Genomic DNA, 23,216 nt, shown 5'->3' on the forward strand with positions numbered 1-23,216 from the left:
GCCCGCTGACGCGGGCGGCGGCCGGGCCGTTTCCGTCCCCGTTGCCAACGACAGCTAGCGGCAACCGTCGATGCATGATAGAAAGCTTCCAATCATCCGGTCCGTATGAAAATTACCTTCTGAGGGAGGCTCGGGTGAAAGGGATGATGGCAGCTCTGGCCGGCCTGGCGACCCTGCTCACCGGTTCGGCCGTGGCGACCGCCTCGCCGACGATCACCGACGGCACGCCCGCGACGCCGGTGGCCGCGACCGGCGTGGCAGCCGACGCATCCGGGGCGTCCGCCGCGGCGGTCGGCCCCCAGCCCGGCACCTTCGTCGGCCGGGGCTTCGACACCTGCGCCGCGCCCGCCCAGGCCACGATGAACGCCTGGCGGGCGAGTTCCCCGTACCGGGCGGTCGGCATCTACATCAGCGGTGCCAGCCGCTCGTGCGCCCAGCCGAACCTGACCGCGACCTGGGTCAGCAACCAGACCAGCAACGGCTGGCGCCTGATCCCGATCGAGCTCGACTACCAGGCCCCGTGCGGCACCCGGACACCGAAGATGTCCGGCGACCCGGCGGTGGCCCGCTCCCAGGGCACGAGCCGGGCGACCGCCGCGGTGAGTGCCGCCCAGGCGCTGGGCATTCCCGCCGGCAGCACGATCTACAACGACATCGAGCACTACCCGTCGAACGCGTCGTGTCGGGCCGCCGTGCTGTCGTACCTCTCCGGCTGGACGGAACGGCTGCACACCCTCGGCTACCTCTCGGGCATGTACTCCAGTGGCTCGTCCGGCGTGCAGGACCTGTGCGCCGCGTACCACGACCCGACGTACACCCGGGTCGACCACCTCTGGTTCGCCTGGTGGAACGACGTGGCCGACCTGGACGCCGGCCCGTACTGCCCGGCGGAGTACTACGACGACCACCAGCGGCTGCACCAGTACGCCGGCGACGTCTACGAGACCTGGGGCGGGGTGCGGATGCGGATCGACCGCAACTACCTCGACGTCGCCCCCGGCACCGGCCAGCCACCGCCGACCTGGAGCAGCACCGTCGACAACACCACCGCCGGACGGTTCACCGCCAGTACGAACTGGGGTACCTCGACCTACTCCGACCAGCGCCACGGCGCCGACTACCGGTTCGCCGAGCCCGTCGCCGCCAGCGACGTCGCCTGGTTCCGGCTGGACATCCCGGAGACCGCCCGCTACGAGGTCTCGGTCTGGTACGCCGCGAACGCCGGCTACAACGACGCGACGCCGTACGTCGTCGCCACCACCACCGGCAACCAGACGGTACGGGTGGACCAGCGGACCGGTGGCGGACGCTGGGTGTCGCTCGGCGTCTTCACCCTGCCCGCCGGGGACGGTGACCGGGTCGGGGTGAGCCGGTGGACCACCGGCACCGGCTACGTCATCGCCGACGCGGTCCGGGTCACCCGGACTTGAGGCACCGGGGACGACCGCGGGTCCCGGCGACACCACGGCCGGCCGGGATCATCCGGGCCGGCCGTGGCGGCGGACCGGTGTCGGGTCAGCGGGCGGCCAGGACCCGGTCCCAGCCGGGCAGCTGCCCGGGCTCCCGGTCGGGCACCCCGACGTAGTCCGCCGACGGGCGGATGATCTTGCCAAGCCGCTTCTGTTCCAGGATGTGCGCGCTCCACCCGGCGGTCCGGGCGCAGGTGAACAGCGGGGTGAAGAGTTCCGCCGGCACCCCGGCGAAGTCCAGCACGACCGCGGCCCAGAACTCGACGTTGGTCTCCAGCACCCGGTCCGGCTTGCGCTCCCGCAGCTCGGCCAGCGCCGCCTCCTCCAAGGCGAGGGCCGCCTGGTAGCGGGGAGCGCCGAGCTCCCGGGCCGCCGTACGCAGGATGCGGGCCCGCGGATCCTCGGCGCGGTAGATCGGATGCCCGAAACCCATCAGCCGACGCCCGCTGTCCAGCACCTCCCGGACGTAACCGCGCGCGTCGCCACGCTTCTCCACCGCCTCGACCATGCCGAGCGCCCGGGCCGGGGCGCCGCCGTGCAGCGGGCCGGACATCGACGCGACGGCCGCGGAGAGGCAGGCCGCGACGTCCGCGCCGGTGCTGGCCACCACCCGGCCGGTGAACGTCGAGGCGTTCATCCCGTGCTCGGCCGCGCAGGTCCAGTACCGGTCGATCGCCTCGACCTGACGCGGGTCCGGTTCGCCCTGCCAACGAATCATGAAGCGTTCGGTGATGTTCCGGCCCTCGTCGATCAGCCGCTGCGGTACGGCGGGCAGCCGTGCCCCACGGGCGGCCTGGGCGACGAACGACAGCATCATCACCGAGGTCCGCGCCAGGTCCTCGCGGGCCTGCCCGTCACTGATGTCGATCAAGGGTCGCAGTCCCCAGTACGGCGACATCATCGCCGTCGCCGCCTGCACGTCCACCCGGATGTCACCGGAGTGCACCGGCACCGGGAACGGCTCGGCGGCGGGCAGGCCGTGGCGGAAGTCGCCGTCGACCAGCAGGCCCCACACGTCGGCGAAGCCGGCCCGGCCGATCAGGTCCTCCACGTTGACACCGCGGTAGCGCAGGAAGCCGCCGTCGCGGTCCGGTTCGGCGATCTCGGTGTCGAAGGCCACCACGCCGGCAAGTCCTGGGTTCACGTTCAGCATCGGCTCAATGTCCGGTCCCGGCGTCAACCCTGTCAACGTTGATTCAGTCAACATGGGATCATGGCCACATGACCGAGGACCGGCTGCTGACCACCGAGGAGGTCGCCCGCCGGCTGGGCGTGAAAAAGGAGACGGTGTACGCCTACGTCAGCCGTGGGCTGCTGGCCAGCCGACGCAACGGCGACGGCAAGGCGAGCCTCTTCGCCGAGTCGGATGTACTGGCCTTCGCGGCGGGGCGACGCCGGTCCCGGTCCGTTCCCGACGCCCCGGCGATCCACACCGGGATCACCCTGATCACCGACGACGCCCTGTTCTACCGGGGGCACGCCGTCGGAGTGCTGGCGCGTACCGAGTCGTTCGAGTCCGTCGTCACGCTGTTGTGGAGCGGCGAACTGCGACACGTTCCGCTGACCCCGGACGACGGGCTGCGCCGGCTCGCCACGGCGGTGACCGGGCCGCTGCCGCCGACCGCGCGGCTGGCCGACCGACTCCGACTCATCGTCGCGGCCGCCGGTGCGGCGGACCGGCTGCGGTTCGACACGACCGACGCGGCCGTCGTGTCGACCGGCCGGACGATGCTGGACACCATGGTCGCGGCCCTGCCGGTACGGGTGTCCGGGGCCGACCCGGCGACGCGGTTTCCGCTCGCCTGCGCGCTGTGGCGGCGGCTCAGCCCGGTCGAGCCGACCCCGGCGGGGGTCGCCGCGCTCAACGCCGCCCTTGTCGTGCTGGCCGACCACGACATCGCCGCCTCGACCCTCGCGGCGCGGGTGGCCGCGTCGACCCGGGCACACCCGTACGCGGTGGTCGGCGCCGGACTGGCCGCGATGGACGGGCCGCTGCACGGCGGGGCGAGCGGGCTGACCTACCGGATGCTGGCCGAGGCGGTCCGCTCCGGCGATCCGGTCGGCACGGTCTCCGACCGGCTGCGTGCCGAGGGCTGGGTCCCCGGCTTCGGGCATCCGCTGTATCCGGCGGGCGACCCCCGAGCGGCCATCCTGCTCGACCTTCTCCGGGCCACCCCGGACGTCGACAAGCATCGCGGGCCGACGCGGCCCCCGGGCGGGGATGACAGCGACCCGACCGGCGAGGTCGTCGCCGAGGTGGCCACGACGGTCACCCGTCGTTCCGGCAAGCTGCCCAACGTGGACTTCGCGGTCGCCGCGCTCGCGCTGCGGTACCGGATGGACCTGGACGCGGGCGAGGCGGTCTTCGCGGTCGCCCGGACGGCCGGTTGGCTCGCGCACGCCCTGGAGGAGTACACCGACCGCCCCAGCCGGTTCCGGCCCAGCGGTCGGTACGCCGGGCAGTTGCCGAGGGACGCCCGTCCGGGCGGATGACCGTGGCCCGGCCACCAGGGCCCGACGCGGCAGATTCTTAACGCCCGATGGCCGTTTCTTAACATCACGGTGCCATGACCGGTGGACCGCCCGCCGTCGCGTCGCACCCAGTGTCCGGCACACGCTCGGTACTCGCTCCACTTTCTCCTGCTCTACCGCCCGGCCGTAGCACTTGCCCCGTCAGTGTCGATCGTGTTAACTACCGGCTGTCTGTGTTAACTCCATCCGTGATAGCAACGGTTTCGGGCGTTAAAACGGCTCGACCGTCTCCGATCGCACGAGGAGGCGTTTTGTTCCTGACGATCGCGCACCGCGGGGACCCGCTCGCCCACCGCGAGAACACCATGCCCGCCTTCCGGTCGGCGGCGGCGAAGGGCGCGAACACCCTCGAGTTCGACCTGCGGCTCACCCGGGACGGACGGATCGCCCTACTGCACGACGCCCGGATGGACCGGCTCTGGGGCGTACCGGCGGCGATCGCCGACCTGACCCTCGACGAGGTACGGGCCGCCGGCGCCGACGACCAGCAGGTGCCCACCCTGGACGAACTACTCGTCGCCTTTCCGGAGACGACGTTCCTGGTCGACCTGAAGACCGACGACGTGATCGAACCCGCGGTACGCGAACTACGCCGACACGGCGACGCCTTCGACCGGGCCATCTTCGTCGCGGCCCGGCAGGGCGGCCGGGAAGCCCTGGTCCGGCTGCGTACCGCCGAGCCCGACGCGCTGATCGGACTGGACTGGACCGAGCCGGTCCCGCCGTCGGAGGACCTGCTCGACGCGATGCGTCCGCAGTACTTCGGTCCGCGGTGGCGGGTCGCCGACGCCTGCGGGGTGCCCGCGATGCGGGAGCGCGGCTACCGGGTCTGGGTCGGCCCGCTCGCCGCCGAGGCGGACCTGGCCGCCGCGTACGCCTACGGCGTGGACGGCATCGTCAGCGACGACATCGACGCTCTGCTCCGGCTGGCCGCGCCCGTCGCGGCCGGCGAGTGAACCGACGGAGACCGGGGAGGTGACGGAGGTGCCAGCCAGCGAGGCGGTGCTGCCGGCCGACGACACCGCGCTGCCCCGCACCGGATCGGACAGTGCCGGATCGGACAGCACCGAGACGGGCCGCGCCGGGACGGCGCCGGGCAACCCCCGCACCACACGCACCGGACGCCGCGCCCGACACCGTCGCCGGCTGCGGGAGTACGCCCTCTTCCTGGTCCTGGTGGCACCCAACTTCCTGCTGCTCGGCGTCTTCTCGTACTGGCCGGTCGTGTACAACGCCTACCTGAGCCTGACCGAGTGGGACATGATCGCGCCGGTCAAGCGCTTCGTCGGGCTGGACAACTACGTCGACCTCCTCACCGGCGGCGAGTTCCCCGGAGTGCTGCGCACCACGGCGTACTTCATGGTCGGGGTGGTCGGAGGCAGCCTGCTGCTCGGCCTGGCCGTGGCGGTCCTGCTCAACCAGCGGCTCCGCGGTCGGGGGCTGGTCCGGACGATGGTCTTCGCCCCGCACGTGCTCTCCGGCGCGGCGGTCGGACTCGCCTGGCTGTTCATCTTCGACCCCAACTACGGACTGTCCCGGTTCCTGTTCGAACTGGTCGGGGCGGACTCACCCGCCTGGCTCACCGACTCGGACCGGGCCCTGCCGGCGATCATCCTCGTCTACCTGTGGAAGAACATCGGCTTCTGCGCCATCGTCTACCTCGCCGGTCTGCAGAACCTGCCGAAGGACCTGTACGAGTCGGCGGCGCTGGACGGTGCCGGCCCGTGGCGGGTGTTCCGCCGGATCACCCTGCCGCTGCTCTCCCCGGTGACGTTCTTCCTGACGGTGACCACGATCATCTCGTCGTTCCAGGCGTTCGACGTGATCGCGGTGATGACCGACGGTGGCCCGGGCGGGGCGACGACCATCCTCTCCTGGTACGTCTACGACAAGGGATTCAGCGACTTCCAGGCCGGCCCGGCCGCCTCCGGGGCGATGGTGATGTTCGCGATCCTGCTGGTGGTCACCCTGCTGCAGACCCGCTACCTCGAACGGAAGGTGCACTACCGGTGACCACTCGGCTGCGCCGGTTCGGCCTCCACCTGCTGCTCGCCCTGCTCGGCGTGCTCATGGTCGGGCCGCTGTACTGGCTGTTCACCTCCTCGTTGAAGCAGTCCGCCGACATCTACACGTTCCCGCCGGTCTGGTGGCCCGGCAGCCTGCGGTGGGACAACTATCCGGAGGCGTGGCGGGCCGCACCGTTCGCGGACTTCTTCGTCAACTCGGCGGTCACCACCGCCGCCGGCACCCTGCTCGAGGTGACCAACGCGGTCCTCACCGCGTACGCCTTCGTCTACCTGCGGTTCCCCGGCAAGCGGGTGCTGTTCGGTGTGCTGCTCAGCGCGCTGATGGTGCCCGGACACGTCACCCTGTTGGCCAACTACCTGACCGTCGCCGACCTGGGCTGGATCAACACCTACCAGGGCATCATCATCCCCGGCGCGGCCAGCGCGTTCGGTGCGTTCCTGCTGCGCCAGCACATGCTGACCATCCCCACCGAGATCGTCGAGGCGGCCCGGGCCGACGGCGCCGGCCACCTGCGGATCCTCTACCGGGTCGTCCTGCCGCTGTCCCGACCGATGCTGATCACCGTGACCATCGTGTCGCTGGTCGGCAAGTGGAACGACTTCATCTGGCCGCTCATCGTCACCAACACCGACACGATGCGGACCCTGCCGGTCGGCCTGCTGATGCTCAAACAGGCCGACGGGTACGTCAACTGGGGCGCGGTCATGGCCGCCACGGTGTTCGTCGTCCTACCCGTACTCGCCGTCTTCTTCGTCGCCCAACGACACATCGTCGCCGGCCTCACCCAGGGCGCGGTCAAGGGCTGACGTCCTGATCATGTCTTGAGCCCCCGGAGGAAACCATGTCCGTCCCCCTGTCCCGCCGTCGTCTGCTCGGCCTCGCCGGCGGCACCGCGCTCGCACTGACCCCGCTCGGCTGTGGCGGCGGTGGCGGCAGCGGCCAGTACAGCCAGCCGAAGGGCGACGTCCCGGCGCAGTACCGCAAACGGCAACGAGTGGTGATCTGGTACCCGTACACCGGTGTCACCGGCGAGGCGTTCAACCGACTCGTCGGCAGGTTCAACGAGTCCCAGCAGGACGTCTACCTGGAGGCACAGTTCCAGGGCACGTACGACGAGGTGGCCCAGAAGCTCGCCGCCGGTCTGCAGGCCCGACAGATCCCGGAACTGTGCATCTTCTCCGAGGTCTCCTGGCACCGGTTCCACCTCAACCAGACCCTGGAGCCGTTGACCGGCTACTTCACCGACGGTTTCTCCCCCACCGAGTACGTCGACTCGCTGATCAGCGAGGGCACGGTCCGGGGCGAGGTGTGGTGGGTGCCGTTCGGCCGCAGTACGCCGCTGTTCTACTACAACCGGGACATGTTCGCGAAGGCCGGACTGCCGGACCGGGGTCCGAAGACCTGGGACGAGCTGCGGGAGTGGGCGCCGGAGCTGCGGAAGCTGACCGTCGGGGGCCGGGCGCCCCGGCTGCACGCGTACCCCCGGGTCGACGGTGACTGGATGTTCCAGGGCGCGGTGTGGCAGTGGGGCGGCAACTACTCCCGGGGGATGGAGGTCGCGATCGACACCGGCGGGGCGGTCGAGGCCGGCGAGTGGCAGCGGCGGCTGATCCACCAGGACAGGCTCGCCTACCTGGCGGAGAGCCCCCGGGTCGACTTCACCAACCAGCTGATCGCGACGCTGCAGGAGTCCACCGGGGTGATGACGGCGCTGACCAGGGAGGCGAAGTTCTCCTTCGGCGCCGCGTTCCTGCCCGAGCAGAAGGCGTTCGGTTGCCCGACCGGTGGCGGCGGGCTGGCGATGCTGGCCGGCGCGCCGAAGGAGCGCAAGGAGGCCGCGTTCGCCTTCGTCCGGTTCGCCGCCCGACCGGAGAACGTCGCACAGTGGTCGATCGACACCGGCTACCTGCCGTCGACGAAGGCCGCCCAGCAGACTCCACAGCTACGGCAACTCTTCGCCGAACGGCCCGGCTACCGGGTCGCGGTGGAGCAGTTGCCGAAGACCCGGGCGCAGGACCAGGTACGACTGCTGGTGCCGAACGCGAACAAGGCGATCTACGGCGGGCTGCAGAAGATCTACGCCGACAACCAGCCGGCCCAGCAGGTCTTCACGGCGGTCGCCGAGGAGCTGCGCCGCAACGCCGAGAGTGTCCGGGACGCCGTCGCCCGGTACAGCTGACCGTCGTGTGTAGACGGTAAGCTGCCCGACCATGGGCGCCTCGGATCCGGGACCGACGCCACCCCCGGCACCCACCGCCGGTGCGGCCCCGCACGGCGCCGCCCCGCACGGTGCCGCACCGGGCGGTCCGGGCACCCCGGCCGGTGCCGGGACCGGGGTACGGACCATCGACGGCGGGTCGGCGTGGGCGGTACGCGACCAGTTGGTCGAGACGTACCGGGCGGTGTTCTGCGCGCCGCCGTGGAACGAGCCGCCCGCCCGGGCCGTCCGGTTCGCCGAACTGCTGGCCCTCTGGGTGGAGCAGCCCGGCTTCACCGCCGTCCTGGCCGGGCAGGACAGCGCGCTCACCGGTTTCGCGCTCGGGCTCACCACGCCGGACCCGTTCCCCGACGACCGCGCCTACGGTCAGGTACGCCGCCTCCTGGGCCCGGCCGCCGAGGCGCTCTCCGGTGCACTCGAGGTCGCCGAACTGGCCGTACTCCCGTCGGCGCGGCGGGGCGGGCTCGGTCGCCGACTGCTCGACGCGTTGGTGGCGGACCACCCGGCCTGGCTGCTCACCGTCCCCGGGATCGCCGGCACCACCGCGTTCTACGACGCCGTCGGCTGGTTGCGGCACGGCACCGGGTACGGCATCACCGTCTACACCAACCGTCCGCTGCCGGACCGGTGACGGCGACCCCGCGCGACCTTCCGCCGGGGTGGACGGCCGATTCCCGGTTGCCCCGGAGGTGGCGCGGGTACCAGGCTGGACCGGTGGACCTTGCCTGCGACGAGTCCGGTTCGGAGGGCGAGCGGCTCGTCGGTGGCGTGACGGACGTGTTCGCGCACGCCAGCGTACGGCTGCCGACCGAGGTGGCGGCGGAGTGTGTTCAGGAACTGCGGCGACAGATCCGCTCCCCGGCGACCGAGTACAAGGCGAACCACCTGCTCCGGGAGAAGAACCGCCGAACCCTGGTCTGGCTGTTCGGGCCGTCGGGTCCGATCCTCGGGCAGGCCCGGGTCCACCTGACCGACAAGGAGTTCTTCGTCGTACGCCGGATTGTCGACCTGCTGGTCGACGACGCCGACCACGCCGCGAGCCTGGGGCTGTGCCAGGGCCGGGAGGCGTGGATCATGGCGGTGACGCTCTACCGGGAGGGCCGGCGCGGGTTCCCCCGCGACCGGTGGAACGGCTTCCTGGAGGCGTTCAAGTATCTGCTGCGGCCGAGGAACCGTCGGGGCGTCTGGCTCTCGGTCGACGACTTCTACCAGGTGGTGAACGACCTGCGGGGCCGGTCGGCGGGGCCGGCCGAGGAGATCCTCGGGCTGCTGCCCAAGGCCCGGGCCCGGTTGGAGTCGGTGCTGGAGGGTCTGCTCGACCGACCGGGTAGCGCGCCGGCGCTGAACCCGATCATCCCGGCGATCGTGTCGGCCGTCGCCTACTGGGGTGCCGACGGTGTGCCGGTTTCGATCGTCCACGACATCCAGACGGCGTTGACCGCAGAGCACGTCGGGCAGCTCCGACAGCTGTTCGGCGGGCCGGGTTCCGGGCCGCTGACCGGCGGGCCGGGTCGGGCGCGGCTGTCCACCGTGCCCGGCCTGGCGCCGGCAGGTCGGCTGGCCGGGCTGACGTTTGTCGAGTCACACCTGGATCCCCGGGTGCAGGTCGCCGACTTCCTCGCCGGGACGGCCCGGCGGATCGCCTCGGACACGCTCAATCGTCGCGGCGATCCGGAGCTGGTCGGACTGCTGCGTCCGTACGTCGACCCGGCCTCGATCTGGGCGGACGAGCCGAGCTGGTCGGCGCTGGCGCCGGCCCCGGTCAGCCGGCCGGGCAGTTGTTGCTCTTGCGGGTGACCGTGTACTCACGGTCGTCGTGGGTGATACCGGACGGTTCGCCGTCGAAGTGGGCCTCCACCTTCTCCCAGCGCCGACGCTGCTCGTAGTGCAGGTGCGGAGCCCCGGAGTTGCCGGTGCTGCCGACCTTGCCGATCTGTTCGCCCTGCTCGACCCGCTGGCCGACCCGGACCAGCGGCGGTTCGAGCAGGTGCAGGTACTGCGTCTCCCACCGACCCCCGTGGTCGATCTTCACCCAGTAGCCACCGCCACGACCGCGCGGGCCCTCCGGGTTGTCGGGCGTACGGCCACCCAGCGAGCCGTTGATCCCCGCCACGGTGACCTCGCCGGCGTACGACGCGAGCACCGGCCGGCCCCACGCCTCGCCCCTGGTCGGGAACAGGTCGACGTCGTAGTCGTCGTGGCCCGGATAGGTGCCGAGCTGCCAGGTCTCACCGCAGGCGACGGGGAGTTGGAAGAGCGGACGTGGTCCGGCCGGGCGCAGCAGCTGCACCAGCACCACGGTGGCGGCGACAACCGCGAGCACGGCCACGGCCGCGACCACGACGAGTACGACGCGCACCGTACGGCTACGGACACGACGGCGGGGGCGGTGGCTGGTCGGGTGGCCGGTCGTCACCGCCCCGAGGATGGCAGACGAGCGCAAGATCCCCGCTGCCGGGTCCCACCCTGTCACCCGTCGTGGTGCCGACTACTCGCGTCGGGAGACGCCTTCGGACCGCATCCCGGTCTGCTCCTCCAGCGGGCTGCCCCGCAGGTCGTCGAGCCCGCTGTCGTCCGGGAACGGGTTACGGGCCGGCGCCGGGTCGGGCGGGGCGCCGCCAGGTCCGGCCTCCGGCACCCTGCTCGGTTCGACCGATCCGAAGCCGTGCCGACCGGACTCCGGTGACCACGGCAGCGGACCCTCCGGTGGCTCGCCGTCGACCCCCGGCATCCCGGCCCCCTCCGGTCCGGCCCGGCGTTCGCCGCGTCGGGCGGGCGGCAGGCCGGCCTGTTCGCTTCCCTCGTCCAGCGGCGAATCCTCACCGGCGCCCCAGGGCGGATCCCGGTCGACGGTTCCGCCGGTGGTCCCCCACGGGCGGACCGACTCCGGACCACGCTCCTGACCGACCGGGTTTCCCTCGCCGTCCATCCGACGTCCGCTCGCCCCCATCGCCCCCACCTCCGCGCCGAGTCGTCCGGGCCACCCGTCACCGGCCGCCCGGGTCGTCGGACGTCGTCCGTGAACCGTCCGTGCCGGTATCCGTTTCCCCGCTATCCGCCGGCCATGCCCCGGCGGCGCGGCGAGGATCGGCCGGACGGACAGGGGGCCGTACGACCAAACGTCATGAGTCGGTTTCACGACAACACGTCGCGCAGGTCCCACCTACGCTTCGCCGGCCGGCGCACCCCGCGTCGGGAAACGACCAGAATCGGCCCGCCTCGGAGGTTCGACCCGTGTCCGTCCTGACCAGCGAGGTGAAGAACGCCCGGAGTCCGGTGACCCGGTGGCTACGGGCGACGTTCCCGCACCACCAGGACGTGCAGGCGGACTACCGGGAGGGGATCGGACCAGCCCGGGTGCTGCCGGCCTCGACGGTCGCGCTGGGCACGCAGGGCGCGGCCATCGACTGGTGGCTGCGGTTTCTGGTCGACCCGGCGCCGTCGGTGAGCCTGGCCGCGAAAGGCTTGCGGCTCCGCCGGGCACCCGGCCGCCGCGCCGGTGTCGAGCTGCTGCGGGAGTTGGGTGCGCTCGACGCGGCGGGCAATCCTGGCCCGGTCCAGCCGGCCTCGCTCGGCGACCGGTCCGACGAGTGGTGGGCCCGGGTGTCGTACGCGCTGGCGCTGCTGGTCGAGCTGTACCGGGCGGCCCGGATCGACGGCTCCCGATTGATGTCGCTCGACCCGGAGAGCCGGTCTGTGGATCTGCTCGCACTGGCCACCAACGACGAGGTCGCCGACCTGATCGCGATGCGGGACCTCGCGGTGGAGCGGCTGTTGCCGTCGTTGCCGGTCGGACAGGTGGTGACCGGATCGACGTTCGACGGCAGTGCCGACCTCCACGCCGACGCCGACCTGATCGTCGGTGGCACGCTTGTGGACTTCAAGGCCACGCAGGGGAAGCGGCGTGCGGACGGCACCCGGTTCGCGGCCCTGGAGCGGCCGGAGCTGGACCAGTTGCTCGGGTACGTCCTGCTCGACTACTCCGATTCGTTCGCGTTGGACACGGTGGCGATCTACGCCGCCCGGTTCGGGGCGTACACGTCGTGGCCACTTGCCGACCTGTGCGCCGAGTTGGCCGGCCACCCGGTCGACCTGCCGACGCTGCGCAAGGAGTTCGCCGGGGTGCTCCGCGGTGGTTCAGGGACGTGACCCTTTGAGGCACCTGGTGTCGAGCGCATCGAAGAGGCGACGTGGAGTCATCTCGAACTCCCTCATCACGTCCTGAGTAACGCGAACCAATCCGGCGGCTGCGTGGTCCGGATCATTGACCAATTTTGAACCTCAACCGCGCGGCGCACCCGCCCCCACTTCCACCTCCGCCACCATGGACCAGAAGGGGAGGTGGAAAAGATCACGACCATCGGTTACGGCTGTTCCGCAGATACGGGTGCGGAACACGACCGCGACAGTCCGGGCATCGGAACCGGGCGCCGCACTGCGGACACCACCGCGACTTCACCTTGAACAGGAACAGACCGGCAGCGAAGCCGAACACCCCGACCACCACCAGCGTCAGCACCAGACGCACGGGCTCACTCCTCTGGTTTCACAGGCCAACAGGGGTGTCGGGTCAACGTCGGAGCCGGCGGGAACAGGGGCCGTCGTGGCCAACTCGCAGCAGACAGTCCCGACCGTCCGGCAGCGTCAGGTCGCAGAAGACCCGGTGTCGTACGCCGGGACCACCGTCCTCGGCGACGGTGGTGGCACGGGGGTCAACATGCGGCAGAAAACTCGTCGTCCGGGCGACCACTCGGGCCAACCGGATCGCGGTGTGCAGGTCGACGGCGGTGACCGGAAGCTGGATGACGTACCGCATCAGGGCCAGCCCCGCTCGCCGACCGTGCCGGCCTGCTCCGACTGCCACCGCCGCAACGCGTCCTTGATCCGCGCCGTCTCCTCCCGACTACGCGCCACCGCCTCGTACGCGGCGGCCAGGTCGTCGGCGACCTGGGCGAGGAAGGCCCGGACCTCGGCCTGGTCGAAGCCGCGCTGCCCGACCCGGGCGATCCGGAACCGTCGGTCCCGCACCTGCCACGGCCGCAGCGGCAGGTACGCCGCCGACCGGTAACGGCCACTGTCCCGCTGCTCTCTCGCCGGCCGCTTCGACCGACGGAAACCCGATAACCCGACCCGCACGACGAGCCCACCTCTCTTCGGGATTGGTAATGGCCGAGGCGACCCCACGGCGCGAATGGGGTATGCATCGGACACGACACAACGGACCAGAGCAGCGCGCTCCGGCCACTGAAAGACAACGCGTCAATTCGCCAAACACGCCCGTTCAGGGATCGACAACCGACTTCCTTCACGACATCCTGAGGGAGCCCCGAGCAAACCCGCAATGCCACGACGGAGAGAGCAGTTGACTTTCTTTCTCGCAACGGTCGCGTGTTGCAGGGGCAGGTCCCGGAGTGTTACCTGATGGAACTGGGGAGATCAAAAATGGCAGAAGAGATCGGCTCGACGGTGCCCCGGCGGCAGCTCGGCCGGCTGCTGCGGCAGTACCGCACCGAGGCCGGCGTCACGCTCGACGCCGCCGCCAACGCGCTCGAGTACAGCCGCCAGAAGGTGTGGCGGATCGAGAGTGGAGTGGGCGTGGTCCGGCTGCTCGACGTGAAGGCGATGTGCGAGCTGTACGGGGTCACCCCCGAGATGACCGAGGCGATCCGTGGCCTCGCCACCGAGACCAGGTCGAAGGGCTGGTGGCACGCGTACGGCGACGCCATCCCGAGCTGGTTCGAGATGTACGTCGGCCTGGAGACCACCGCCTCCCACCTGCGCCGATATGACGAGTCGCTGATTCCGGGCCTCTTCCAGACCTGGGATTACGCGCACGCGATCTACCGGCTCGACCGACCGTTCGCCAGCGAGGAGGAACTCGAACGCCTGGTCGAGGTCCGGATGCAGCGCCAGTCCCTGCTGACCCGCCGGCTGCCCAAGCCGCCGAGGCTGGACGCCGTCATCTCCGAGGCGGTCCTCCGCCGAACCCTCGGTGGATCGGATGTCATGACCGCCCAGCTCCAGCACCTGCGGGAGGTGGCCGAACTGCCGGACGTGTCGCTGCGGGTGTTGCCGCTGGCCGCCGGCCCGCATCCCGGGGCGGTGGCGGGGTCGTTTGTCATCCTCGACTTCCCGCCCGGCAACGGCGGCCGCAGCCTCCCGGAGCCGTCCGTCGCCTACACCGAATCACTCACCGGGGCCCTCTACCTCGACCGGCCGGAGGAACTGGCGGCCTACGTGAACGTGTGGAAGAGACTGACCGCGCTCGCGCTCGATGAGGGACAATCGACGAACTTGATCAGCACTATCATCAGTGAGGCCCGAGATGACTGACCTGACCGGCGCACGCTGGCGCACGAGCACACGCAGTGGCGGCAACGGCGGTGACTGCGTGGAGGTCGCCGACAACCTGTCCGGCGTCGTCGGGCTCCGCGACAGCAAGGACCCGACCGGTCCCGTCCTGCGTTTCGCCCCGGGCGCCTGGGCCGCCTTCGTGACCACCGTCAAGAGCAGCGCCCTTCGGCGTTGACCAACCGGGACCGGGTACGTCTCCCTGAACAGGAGGCGTACCCGGTCCCGGCCGGTCGGCGTGCTCTCACCACCCCGCCCCGGCACCAGCCGCTCAGTCGAAGTGTCGGATCCGGGGCCAGAGTTCGGCCCACGACATGGTCCGGTCCCGGCAGACGACGATCGGCACACCCTGCTCCTCGTTGTCGACGCCGACGCCGTTGTCGAGCCGTCCGGCCAACGCGCAGTCGCCGAAGAATCGGCCGAGCGCGGCCGCCTCCCCCACTCCGACGCCGATCAGCACCGTCGCGGACTCCGGCGGCGGCCCGTAACGCCCGAGTTCGTTGTGGCCGCTGAAGATCGGCGGCAGCCGGTCGGCACCGAGCCGGGTGAGCGCACCCGCCTCACCGTAGTTGGCGGTCAGCACCACCGCCCGGTCCCGCTCGGCGGGGGCGAGTCCGTCGTACGCCCGGACGACCTGGTCGACGTAGCGGGGCCAGCCGACGGAGTCGGCGGCGGTGATGTTCATGCCGGGGATCGGGGTCTCGCCCAGCGTGCCGACCGGCAGCAGCGGCAGGGCGATCACCGCACTCGCCACCGCGTTGAGGACGGCCGCCGTGGCGACCAGCCCGGTGCGCGCTCGACGCCGCCCCTGGGCACACCAGTCGACGGTGACCACGGATCCGGCCGCGAGCAGCGCCACCAGCAGCCCGTAGGTGTAGTACGGCTGGCCACCGGCGAGCAGCACGATGCCGCAGACCGTCAGGTAGGCGACGCCGACCGCCCGGACCCGACGCCACTGTGGGCGACGGAACAGGCCGACCAGTCCGGCGATCCAGATCGCGGCCAGCGGCGGGCCGACGAGGAGAAGCTGGAACGGCACGAAGCTGCTACGCGACTCGGCGCCCCGGTCGTCGGCGATCGCCCCGGCCATCTCCGCCTGGGGCAGGTCGTGACCGAGCTGGTAGACCAGGTTGGGCAGGCCGATGAGCAGGGCGATCCCCACCCCGGCCCAGAGTCGGCGGTCACGCAGCACCCGGCGCGGTCCGACGGTGAGCAGCCCGAGCCCGAGGCCGGCGAGCAGCAGCACCACCAGAAGTTTGTTGTAGAGGCTGACGCCGAGTACCGCGCCGGCGGCCAGCCACCAGCGTGGCTGGTCGCGTAGCAGTGCCCGGGTGACGCAGAGCAGCAGGGCGAGCCACACCACCAGGTCGAGGGTGGCGGTGAGCAGGACGTGCCCGAAGATGAGGGTGGCGGCGCCGGTGCCGGCACCGAACGCGGCCAGGGTCTGCGCGGCGGCCCGGCCGCCGAGTTCCCGGGCCAGGAGTGCGACGAGCAGCACCGCCGCCACCACGCAGAGGGTCGCCGGCAGCCGCAGCCCCCAGAGCGTCCCGCCGAACACGGTGTCGGCGAGCCGGGCCAGGGCCGGGGTCAGCGGCGGTTGGTCGGTGTAGCCCCAGGCCGGGCGGAGCATCAGGAAGTAGAGCTCGTCGCGGTGGTAGCCGTAGCCGCCGTTGGTGGCGAGCAGCAGCGCGGCGACGGCAACGGCTACGACACCGACCGGCCGCCAGGCGACCGGCGGCAACTCCGTTGCGGGGTTGTCGCCGGCTGGTGCTCCGGAACGAGTGGCTTCCGCTGTGGACGGTGGGCCGTCCGGGATGGTCTGTCGGGTCAGCATCGCGGAACTCCCTTCCCGGGGCGATGCGCCGGGCCTGGCGGATCCGACCGGCGGTGGACGCGACTGCTCCCGGACTACGGCCTCGTCGGATCGGTGTCCGGTCAGGACGGCCGTCGATACCTAACGGTTAGAGTTTAACCGTTAGGTATCGACTGTCAACGCACTCTTCGGGCGGACACGAACGCGCTGACGGCCACCGCGCGGCGACCGTCAGCGAGCCGCGACCGCCACCACGGCGGTGGCCGTCAGCCGACGGCGCTGCTCAGCACGGGCCGGCAGGGGTCAGCGGTAGTCGCAGACCCCGGTCGGGAAGATCCGCTCGAGACGCCGCCGCTCCGCGTCCGACGGCCGCCACGAGCCGTAGAGACCACGGGCGACCGCCGTCCGCACCGGCTGCCGGTCACAGGCGTAGACCCCGCCGGCGATCGGCCCGCCGGCAACCGTCCGGGACGTGCCGTGCAGCGGGAAGTACCGGGTGCAGGGACCGGCGGCACGCCGGTCGAGCACACCGTCCCAGACGTGGTCGCCCCGGGCGATCTCGGTGCCGTCGGTACGGAAACACCGGTCCACCGCGAGCGCCGGCTTGTTGCCGACCACCCCGAGCCACGGCCGGGTACGCAGGTTCGACATCCACTCGTCGATCACCGCCAACGCCTCCGGCGTCTGGTCGTACGCCTCGGTCGGGCGGGCGTCGGTGAACCAGATGACCTGGTTGCCGGCCCGCCCGTCGTGGTCGCGCATCCGCTGCCGGGAGACGAACGACTGGTGGGCGTTGTGCATGTCGAGCTGTCCCTCGAGGTAGTGCCGCCAGTCGACGATCGGGATGTCGATGTCACCGGTGAAGACGATCCCCGACTCGTACGCGGCCCGGATCGCCCGCCGGTCCCCGGTCGTACGCGGCGCCGGGGTGAGCCCGCCGTCCGGCGACAGCCGCATGTTCCGGGACGACCACGGGTCGAACTGGGCCGGATCGGCGCACGCCGTGGTCACGAACGGGCAGCCCTCCGACACCATCTCCGCCTGCGGGCGCCACGACCCGACCCGGGCGTTGAGGTCGAGGAACTCGGCCGGGGTGATCTTCCCCGAGGTCAGCGCCGAGAGGCCGTACTGGACGCCGACGTTGTCCCAGGTCGAGCGGGCGTACCCGGAGGCGTCGGTGCCGTAGACGTTGACCAGGTCGGCCCAGTGTGTCCACTGCACCGACGCGCTGACCCCGGGCGGATCCATCCGCTCCCACAGCGGGTCACCGGGGAACCAGCGCGGGTTCAGCGCCAGTGGGGTCAGACCACGCCAACCCTCGACACACTCGGTGGAGCCCGGCGCACCACCCCGGTACGGGTTCGGCACCGTCGCGCTGGCGTTCATGCCGATCAGCCAGCTCCGGTTCGCCCAGTCCCGCCACTTCGGGTTGGCCGCGTCGGTCACGTCCATGTAGTACTCGAGCAGCTCACAGTCTCCGACGTGGATGGTCTGGGTCGCCATGTCCGGGTACGAGTACTGCGGGACCGCCGCGTCGATGACCCGGGTGCCGTGGTTCTGCCCGTAGACGTACTGCTGGATGCCGCCGCCGGAGCCACCCACGCCGACGGTGTAGAGCGGCACCCCGTAGTTCTCGACGAAGTGCTCCTTGAGCATCAACGCCGTCTCGCCGCCGAGCACCAGGTTGTAGTGGGTCGCGGTCCGGGTGCCGGTCGAGTAGAGGACGGCGTAGCCCCGGGACAGGCCCTCGTGGTAGAGGTGGGCCCCCGGCAGCCGGCCCTGGTCGTGCCCGATCGCCACCCCACCGTCGAAGTGGTAGATCACCCGCCGGTTCCAGCCCTCGTCCAGCACGGCGATCGAGTAGACGAACCGGTTGATGGTGCCCCGCTCCCGGCGTACGACGTAGTCGACGGTCCGACCGTCCAGCGTCGTCGTGGTGGTGAGGTCGGCAGGTCGGGACCCGTCGGCGGGCATCGGCTTGAAGGTCCCGTCGGCGGCCCGGTAGAGCCGGTCGAGCACGGTCCGGGCGGCGCAGTCCCGACTCCAGCCCACCACGGCCCCGTCCGGGCCGGTCACCCGCATGCCCTGACCGTCGTGGTTGTCCACGATCGGCTGCCCGAGGCCGTTCTGCTCGGTCCGGCACAGGAACGGGTACTGCCGTGGGCCGGAGAAGATCGGCCCGTCATCCGGGTGGTTACGGACGACGAGCGTGGTTGGCCCGGCACCCCGCGCCGTGGCCCGCAGTACGTTCGACCCGGGGCGCAGCCCGTCGACGACCCCGCGCAGTTCCCGACCGTCGACCCCCAGGGACCGGGTGACGTCGACTCCGTTACGGGTGACCCGGACCGAGTCCGGGTCGACCCGGCCGCCGACCGGGATGCGCAGCAGGGCGTCCCCGCCGCTGACCTGGTCGGGGCGGCTGGAGAGCACCTCGATCCCGAGCCGGCCCGGTGTACCCCGGTCGTGGGCGGCGGCCGGCACGGTGGAGACGGTGAGTGCGGTGGCCAGAGTGAGGCCGACCAGGCCGAGGCGTCGACCCGGTAGGCCCCGGGGCGCGAACCATCGTCGGGACCCGGCGCCGGTGGCTCGGGAGGGCCCGGTGGCGTCGGTGCCGCGCCGACGGGCGGCGACGGGTCGGTCAGCGGCCATCGGGTGCCTCCCGGGGGTGGTGGGGATCCCGACGATGCCACGTGGACCGTCGACTTGTCGAGATCGACATCGATGTCGCGGGGCCGTCGGGGTGTGTGGTGGTCGGCCGCCACCCTGCGGGCCGGCGTACGCACTCTCGCGGCACGAGCTGCCGGAACCATTCCCACAGCCCATCCGGTACGAGATGGTGGCCGAGTTCCGGTCCGGGCTGCCCGGAGTCGTCATGCCGTCCTCGCCCGTTGCGTGACGACGATGCAGCCGAGGACGACGGCCGCGGTCAGCGGCACCGCAGCGCTGAGGTGCTCGCCCAGCAGGAGTACGGCCCACACCAGCGTCAGCAGGGGCTGGACGAGTTGGAGCTGGCTCGCCCGCGCCACCCCGATGAGGCCCATGCCGCGATACCAGACCACGAACCCGCCGAGTTGGGAGATGCCGGCGATGTACGCCATGCCCGTGATGGCCACGGCCGTCAGACGCACCGGCTCGTGCGCAAGCGCGACCGCGCACACGGCGACGTTGACGGGCGCGGCGAGGACCGCGCCCCACGCGATCACCTGCCAGCCAGGCATACGCGCCGAGAGTTGCCCGCCTTCGGCGTACCCCGCGGCGCAGACCAGCAGCGCGCCGAGCAGATAGAGGTCAGCGCTCGTCGGCCGGCCGTGGTTCTGCGAGATGGTGAACGCGATGACGGCGGCCGCGCCGGCGGATGCCGCTGCCCAGAACGCCCTGGACGGGCGGCGTCCCGTACGCAGGGCGGAGATCGTCGCGGTGGCCATCGGCAGCGCCCCGATGACCACAGCGGAGTGTGCGGTGGACGATGCCTGCAGGGCGAACGTGGTGAGCAACGGGAAGCCGATCACGCATCCGGCCGCCACGACGGCGAGGGCGCGCCAGTCGCCGCGGCTGGGTAGTGGTGCGCGTGTCGCGACGAGGGCGACGAGGGCGATGACGGCGGCGAGGAGGCCGCGGATCCCGGTGGCACTCCACGGCCCGAACCCGTCGAGTGTCCAGTGCGTGGCCGGGAAGCTGAACGAAAAACCCAGCACGCCGAGCGCGGCGTACACGGTTCCGCTCGACGGTGGCGATATCCGGCCCGGCGCGATAGCGCTATCCTGAGCTCTCATGAAAGAGGATAGCAGTTGGCACTCTCTGGCAAATATCCTCGCGCAGGAAGTGGCGCTACTGCCCGAGGGGGCACGTGTCGCAACCCATCGGGAGCTCGTACGCCGCTTCGCCGTCAGCGGCACCACCGTCTCTGCCGCGCTGGCCTTCCTCACCCAGCGCGGACTCATCGCGTCCCGCCCCGGCGCGGGGACGTACCGCACGGCGACGCGCCCGGTGTCCCGCACCGGGGACACGTCCTGGCAGGAGTCCGCCCTCGACACCGCGAGCCAGGAATCGCCCAACCTCGGCACCCTGCGCGACTTCAGGCCGTCCGCCCTGATGGGGACCCTGTTGACGTCAGGGCCGGACATCGTCGACCTCAACGGCGGTTACCTCCATCCTGCACTGCAGCCGTTGGGACTCCTGGCCACGGCGTTGTCCCGCGCGACGAAACGCGCGGAGGCATGGAACCGTCCGCCCGTCGGTGGGGTGCCCGAGCTGCGCGACTGGTTTGCCACCGACATCGGCGGCGGTCTCGGCCGCCATGACATCCTCGTCTGCGGAGGAGGGCAGAGCGCACTGGCCACGGCGTTACGCGCGCTCGCCCAACCGGGAGATCCGGTCCTCATCGAGTCGCCGACCTACCCGGGAACCATCGCGGCCGCCCACGCGGCCGGCCTGCGAACCGTTCCGGTTCCCCTCGACCACGACGGGATACGCCCGGACGACCTCGAGCAGGCCCTCACCCGTACGCGGGCCCGCGTCATCATCGTCCAGCCGCTGTTCCAGAACCCCACCGGGGCAAGCCTCCCGGTGGCCCGGCGCGACGAGATCCGCGCCATCGCCCGCCGCCACGCGGCCTTCGTCGTAGAGGACGACTTCGCCCGGCACATGGCGCATGCCGACGCCGGGCCCACGCCGCCCCCGATGATCGTCGACGACCCGGACGGCACCGTGGTCCACATCAGGTCGTTGACGAAGGTGACGTCGCCGAACCTGCGCGTCGGTGCGATCGCCGCCCGAGGGCCGGTCCTGGCCCGACTGCGGTCGGCGCACGTCATCGACACCCTGTTCGTGCCCGCTCCACTGCAGCTCACGGCGCTGGAGGTGGTGACCGCCGCCGGATGGAAACGCACCCTGAAGACGCTCGGCACCGCACTTGCGCACCGCCGTGAGGTGGCCACCGGCGCCGTCTCGGCGACGTTCGGCGCCCACGCTCTGCCCCTGCGACCGCGTGGCGGCTACCACCTGTGGGTCTCGGTTCCGGCCCACCTCGACGACCATCAACTCGTCGCCGCCGCCCTCGCCACAGGTGTCGCCGTCACGCCCGGCACCAACTACCACGCCACGAACAGCGACCCGATGCACGTCCGGGTCAGCTATGTCGCGGCGCCGTCGGCGTCGGACGTTGACGACGCCATCCGCCGACTCGCGCCGCTCGTCGTCGAGCCGTGACCTCCGGCCGTCCGGCCCCGGCCGCCGTGCCGCGCCTGGGCAACCTCCGCCGCGGCGGCGGGGCCTCGTGGTCGGTGAACGGCACGTTCAGCGACGGCACGCACCACTCCAGCTCCAACCGGGTCGGCCCGCCGCCGGCGCCGCGGCCACGTCGAACCGGGCGTGGATCAGCGTACGGTCCCGCCCCGGCTACGGGCTCGACGGGACCGGAGTGTTGCGCAGCAGGAAGGTGAGCCCCTCGGACGTCGTCGGATGGGCGAAGATCGCCTGACGCAGGCCCGTGTACGGCAGCCCGGCCACCATCGCCGTCTGTACGACGGCCATCGGTTCGCTGGCCTCGACCCCGAAGACGGTGAACCCGAGGATCCGGTCGCTGTCCACCGCGACCAGCATCTTCATGAACCCGCGCGGCTCCGACAGGGTCCTGGTCCGCAGTACCGCGGCCATCGGCATGGTGAGCAGGCGGTACCCGATGCCACGGCGCCGGGCCTCGGACTCGGTCAACCCGACGCGGGCCAGCTCCGGATCGGTGTACATGCAGTACGCGAGCAGGCGGTCCCTGGTGCTCCTGACGCCGCCCGACAGGTTGTCGTGCACCACCTGGAAGTCGTCGAAGGCCGCGTGGGTGAACTGCGGGCTTCCGGCGCACTCGCCGATGGCCCAGACGTTCTCCGCCGTGGTCGCCAGATGCTCGTCGACGGCGATGTAGCCCCGCTCGGTCAGCTCCACCCCGGCCACCTCCAGCCCGACACCGCTCGTGTTCGGCGTACGACCGGTGGCCACCAGCAGGTCCGTGCCCTCGACGACACCCGCACGGTCCCGCGACGCGGTGACGACCCGCACCCGCTCACCAGAGGTCCCCTCGACGCGCCGTACCTGGGTCGCGAGTTCGACGGTGATCCCCTCGTCGCGGAAGAGTTCGAGGAGCGCCGCTCCGACGTCCGGATCCTCGTTGCTGGCCAACCGCGGTCCGCGCTCGATCACGGTCACCTCGGCGCCGAGGCGGCGCATGGCCTGCGCCAGCTCCAGCCCGACGTAGCCGCCACCGAGGACGACCAGGTGCTCCGGCAGGCGGTCGAGGTCGAGCAGTTCGACGTGGGTCATCGGCCCGGCGGCGGCCAGCCCGGGTACGTCCGGCACGGTGGCCCGGGTCCCCAGGTTGAGGAACACCCGTTCGCCGCCGAGCCGGCGCGTACCGCCGCCGACCAACTCGACCTCGACGGTCCTCGCCCCGACGAAACGTGCCCCACCCATGATCAGCTCGGCGCCGCTGGCCCGGTAGCGGTCCAGGTGCAGCTGCCGCAGGCCGTCGACCATCGCCTGCTTCCTCGCCTGTACGCCTCTCATGTCCGTCCCGGCCGACCCGAGTTCCACGCCGAACTCGGCGGCCCTCCGGGTGAACGAACGGACCTTCGCCGAGTGGATGATGTTCTTGCTCGGCAGACACGCGATGTTCGGGCAGGCTCCCCCGATCAGGTCACGTTCGACCACGGCGGTGCGATGGCCCTCGCCGGCCATCGTCCAGGCGAGGTACTTGCCGGCCTCACCACTGCCGACGACGAGGATGTCGACGTTCTCGGTCCGAGACATGAACCCG

General features: G+C 71.4%; 21 protein-coding genes. 12 read left to right on the top strand and 9 right to left on the bottom strand.

The window, feature by feature from the left end; genetic code table 11:
* Window positions 1–143 precede the first annotated feature (143 nt).
* Window positions 144–1,430, top strand: coding sequence for a glycoside hydrolase domain-containing protein (locus ABGB05_RS31245; protein ID WP_347657582.1), 1,287 nt, complete (start codon window positions 144–146; stop codon window positions 1,428–1,430).
* 85 nt (window positions 1,431–1,515) lie between these two features.
* Here the strand turns inward: ABGB05_RS31245 and ABGB05_RS31250 are convergent, their stop codons facing one another.
* Window positions 1,516–2,622, bottom strand: a complete 1,107-nt coding sequence (locus ABGB05_RS31250) for a citrate synthase 2 (RefSeq protein WP_347657534.1) — start codon at window positions 2,620–2,622, stop codon at window positions 1,516–1,518.
* Window positions 2,623–2,690: 68 nt separating this feature from the next.
* On the opposite strand from ABGB05_RS31250, the gene ABGB05_RS31255 reads away from it, so the two are divergent.
* The 7 genes from ABGB05_RS31255 (at window position 2,691) to ABGB05_RS31285 (ending at window position 10,044) form a co-directional block, all read left to right on the top strand.
* A complete protein-coding gene (locus ABGB05_RS31255; RefSeq protein ID WP_347657535.1) occupies window positions 2,691–3,962 on the top strand; it encodes a citrate synthase in 1,272 nt (423 codons plus the stop codon).
* Between the two features lie 290 nt (window positions 3,963–4,252).
* Complete coding sequence (locus tag ABGB05_RS31260; RefSeq protein ID WP_347657536.1) at window positions 4,253–4,957, top strand: glycerophosphodiester phosphodiesterase family protein; 705 nt, start codon at window positions 4,253–4,255, stop codon at window positions 4,955–4,957.
* 19 nt (window positions 4,958–4,976) lie between these two features.
* Entirely contained in the window at window positions 4,977–6,014 is a 1,038-nt protein-coding gene (locus ABGB05_RS31265; protein ID WP_347657537.1) for a sugar ABC transporter permease, read from the top strand.
* On the top strand, window positions 6,011–6,835 hold the full coding sequence (locus ABGB05_RS31270) for a carbohydrate ABC transporter permease (protein ID WP_347657538.1): 825 nt from the start codon (window positions 6,011–6,013) through the stop codon (window positions 6,833–6,835). The genes ABGB05_RS31265 and ABGB05_RS31270 overlap by 4 nt, the downstream gene beginning before the upstream one ends.
* A gap of 35 nt (window positions 6,836–6,870) precedes the next feature.
* Entirely contained in the window at window positions 6,871–8,208 is a 1,338-nt protein-coding gene (locus tag ABGB05_RS31275) for an ABC transporter substrate-binding protein (RefSeq protein WP_347657539.1), read from the top strand.
* 31 nt (window positions 8,209–8,239) lie between these two features.
* Window positions 8,240–8,878 carry a GNAT family N-acetyltransferase gene (locus ABGB05_RS31280; RefSeq protein WP_347657540.1) on the top strand — a complete coding sequence of 213 codons (639 nt, stop codon included), beginning with the start codon at window positions 8,240–8,242 and terminating at the stop codon, window positions 8,876–8,878.
* Between the two features lie 83 nt (window positions 8,879–8,961).
* Window positions 8,962–10,044, top strand: a complete 1,083-nt coding sequence (locus ABGB05_RS31285) for a hypothetical protein (RefSeq protein WP_347657541.1) — start codon at window positions 8,962–8,964, stop codon at window positions 10,042–10,044.
* Here ABGB05_RS31285 and ABGB05_RS31290 read toward each other — a convergent pair.
* Both ABGB05_RS31290 and ABGB05_RS31295 read right to left on the bottom strand, forming a co-directional pair.
* Window positions 10,010–10,663 carry a M23 family metallopeptidase gene (locus tag ABGB05_RS31290; protein WP_347657542.1) on the bottom strand — a complete coding sequence of 218 codons (654 nt, stop codon included), beginning with the start codon at window positions 10,661–10,663 and terminating at the stop codon, window positions 10,010–10,012. The two genes, ABGB05_RS31285 and ABGB05_RS31290, sit on opposite strands and share 35 nt — an antisense overlap.
* 72 nt (window positions 10,664–10,735) lie before the next feature.
* Complete coding sequence (locus tag ABGB05_RS31295) at window positions 10,736–11,197, bottom strand: hypothetical protein (protein ID WP_347657543.1); 462 nt, start codon at window positions 11,195–11,197, stop codon at window positions 10,736–10,738.
* Window positions 11,198–11,481: 284 nt separating this feature from the next.
* Here ABGB05_RS31295 and ABGB05_RS31300 point away from each other — a divergent pair, with 284 nt between their 5' ends.
* Window positions 11,482–12,396, top strand: coding sequence for a hypothetical protein (locus ABGB05_RS31300; RefSeq protein ID WP_347657544.1), 915 nt, complete (start codon window positions 11,482–11,484; stop codon window positions 12,394–12,396).
* A gap of 421 nt (window positions 12,397–12,817) precedes the next feature.
* On the opposite strand, the gene ABGB05_RS31305 is transcribed toward ABGB05_RS31300, so the two are convergent.
* Both ABGB05_RS31305 and ABGB05_RS31310 read right to left on the bottom strand, forming a co-directional pair.
* Window positions 12,818–13,063, bottom strand: a complete 246-nt coding sequence (locus tag ABGB05_RS31305; protein ID WP_347657545.1) for a hypothetical protein — start codon at window positions 13,061–13,063, stop codon at window positions 12,818–12,820.
* Window positions 13,063–13,383 (bottom strand): DivIVA domain-containing protein, encoded by a 321-nt coding sequence (locus tag ABGB05_RS31310; RefSeq protein ID WP_347657546.1) that lies wholly within the window; start codon window positions 13,381–13,383, stop codon window positions 13,063–13,065. The genes ABGB05_RS31305 and ABGB05_RS31310 overlap by 1 nt, the downstream gene beginning before the upstream one ends.
* 306 nt (window positions 13,384–13,689) lie before the next feature.
* On the opposite strand from ABGB05_RS31310, the gene ABGB05_RS31315 reads away from it, so the two are divergent.
* Together ABGB05_RS31315 and ABGB05_RS31320 are read left to right on the top strand one after the other, a co-directional pair.
* The gene (locus ABGB05_RS31315; protein ID WP_347657547.1) at window positions 13,690–14,580 is read left to right on the top strand and encodes a helix-turn-helix transcriptional regulator; all 891 of its coding nucleotides are present in this window, start codon (window positions 13,690–13,692) and stop codon (window positions 14,578–14,580) included.
* Entirely contained in the window at window positions 14,573–14,776 is a 204-nt protein-coding gene (locus ABGB05_RS31320) for a DUF397 domain-containing protein (protein ID WP_347657548.1), read from the top strand. Before ABGB05_RS31315 ends, ABGB05_RS31320 begins: the two co-directional genes overlap by 8 nt.
* Before the next feature lie 93 nt (window positions 14,777–14,869).
* On the opposite strand, the gene ABGB05_RS31325 is transcribed toward ABGB05_RS31320, so the two are convergent.
* From ABGB05_RS31325 to ABGB05_RS31335, 3 genes are all read right to left on the bottom strand, one after another.
* A complete protein-coding gene (locus tag ABGB05_RS31325; RefSeq protein ID WP_347657549.1) occupies window positions 14,870–16,432 on the bottom strand; it encodes a glycosyltransferase family 39 protein in 1,563 nt (520 codons plus the stop codon).
* 282 nt (window positions 16,433–16,714) lie between these two features.
* Entirely contained in the window at window positions 16,715–19,060 is a 2,346-nt protein-coding gene (locus ABGB05_RS31330; protein WP_347657550.1) for a DUF6351 family protein, read from the bottom strand.
* A gap of 221 nt (window positions 19,061–19,281) precedes the next feature.
* Window positions 19,282–20,124 carry a DMT family transporter gene (locus ABGB05_RS31335; RefSeq protein WP_347657551.1) on the bottom strand — a complete coding sequence of 281 codons (843 nt, stop codon included), beginning with the start codon at window positions 20,122–20,124 and terminating at the stop codon, window positions 19,282–19,284.
* Between the two features lie 109 nt (window positions 20,125–20,233).
* On the opposite strand from ABGB05_RS31335, the gene ABGB05_RS31340 reads away from it, so the two are divergent.
* Window positions 20,234–21,619, top strand: a complete 1,386-nt coding sequence (locus tag ABGB05_RS31340; RefSeq protein ID WP_347657552.1) for a PLP-dependent aminotransferase family protein — start codon at window positions 20,234–20,236, stop codon at window positions 21,617–21,619.
* A 189-nt stretch (window positions 21,620–21,808) separates the two neighbouring features.
* Here ABGB05_RS31340 and ABGB05_RS31345 read toward each other — a convergent pair whose 3' ends face one another.
* On the bottom strand, window positions 21,809–23,209 hold the full coding sequence (locus ABGB05_RS31345; RefSeq protein WP_347657553.1) for an FAD-dependent oxidoreductase: 1,401 nt from the start codon (window positions 23,207–23,209) through the stop codon (window positions 21,809–21,811).
* Between the last annotated feature and the right edge of the window lie 7 nt (window positions 23,210–23,216).

The organism is Plantactinospora sp. B5E13 (genome assembly GCF_039871775.1).
Lineage (GTDB): Bacteria > Actinomycetota > Actinomycetes > Mycobacteriales > Micromonosporaceae > Plantactinospora.

Excerpts from the sequence above, each read along its gene's own strand:
- ABGB05_RS31250 (WP_347657534.1), bottom strand. The coding sequence starts at position 2,622 with ATGCTGAACGTGAACCCAGGACTTGCCGGCGTGGTGGCCTTCGACACC.
- ABGB05_RS31245 (WP_347657582.1), top strand. The coding sequence starts at position 144 with ATGATGGCAGCTCTGGCCGGCCTGGCGACCCTGCTCACCGGTTCGGCC.
- ABGB05_RS31320 (WP_347657548.1), top strand. The coding sequence starts at position 14,573 with ATGACTGACCTGACCGGCGCACGCTGGCGCACGAGCACACGCAGTGGC.
- ABGB05_RS31325 (WP_347657549.1), bottom strand. The coding sequence starts at position 16,432 with ATGCTGACCCGACAGACCATCCCGGACGGCCCACCGTCCACAGCGGAA.
- ABGB05_RS31305 (WP_347657545.1), bottom strand. The coding sequence starts at position 13,063 with ATGCGGTACGTCATCCAGCTTCCGGTCACCGCCGTCGACCTGCACACC.
- ABGB05_RS31295 (WP_347657543.1), bottom strand. The coding sequence starts at position 11,197 with ATGGGGGCGAGCGGACGTCGGATGGACGGCGAGGGAAACCCGGTCGGT.
- ABGB05_RS31280 (WP_347657540.1), top strand. The coding sequence starts at position 8,240 with ATGGGCGCCTCGGATCCGGGACCGACGCCACCCCCGGCACCCACCGCC.
- ABGB05_RS31330 (WP_347657550.1), bottom strand. The coding sequence starts at position 19,060 with ATGGCCGCTGACCGACCCGTCGCCGCCCGTCGGCGCGGCACCGACGCC.
- ABGB05_RS31275 (WP_347657539.1), top strand. The coding sequence starts at position 6,871 with ATGTCCGTCCCCCTGTCCCGCCGTCGTCTGCTCGGCCTCGCCGGCGGC.
- ABGB05_RS31315 (WP_347657547.1), top strand. The coding sequence starts at position 13,690 with ATGGCAGAAGAGATCGGCTCGACGGTGCCCCGGCGGCAGCTCGGCCGG.
- ABGB05_RS31255 (WP_347657535.1), top strand. The coding sequence starts at position 2,691 with ATGACCGAGGACCGGCTGCTGACCACCGAGGAGGTCGCCCGCCGGCTG.
- ABGB05_RS31345 (WP_347657553.1), bottom strand. The coding sequence starts at position 23,209 with ATGTCTCGGACCGAGAACGTCGACATCCTCGTCGTCGGCAGTGGTGAG.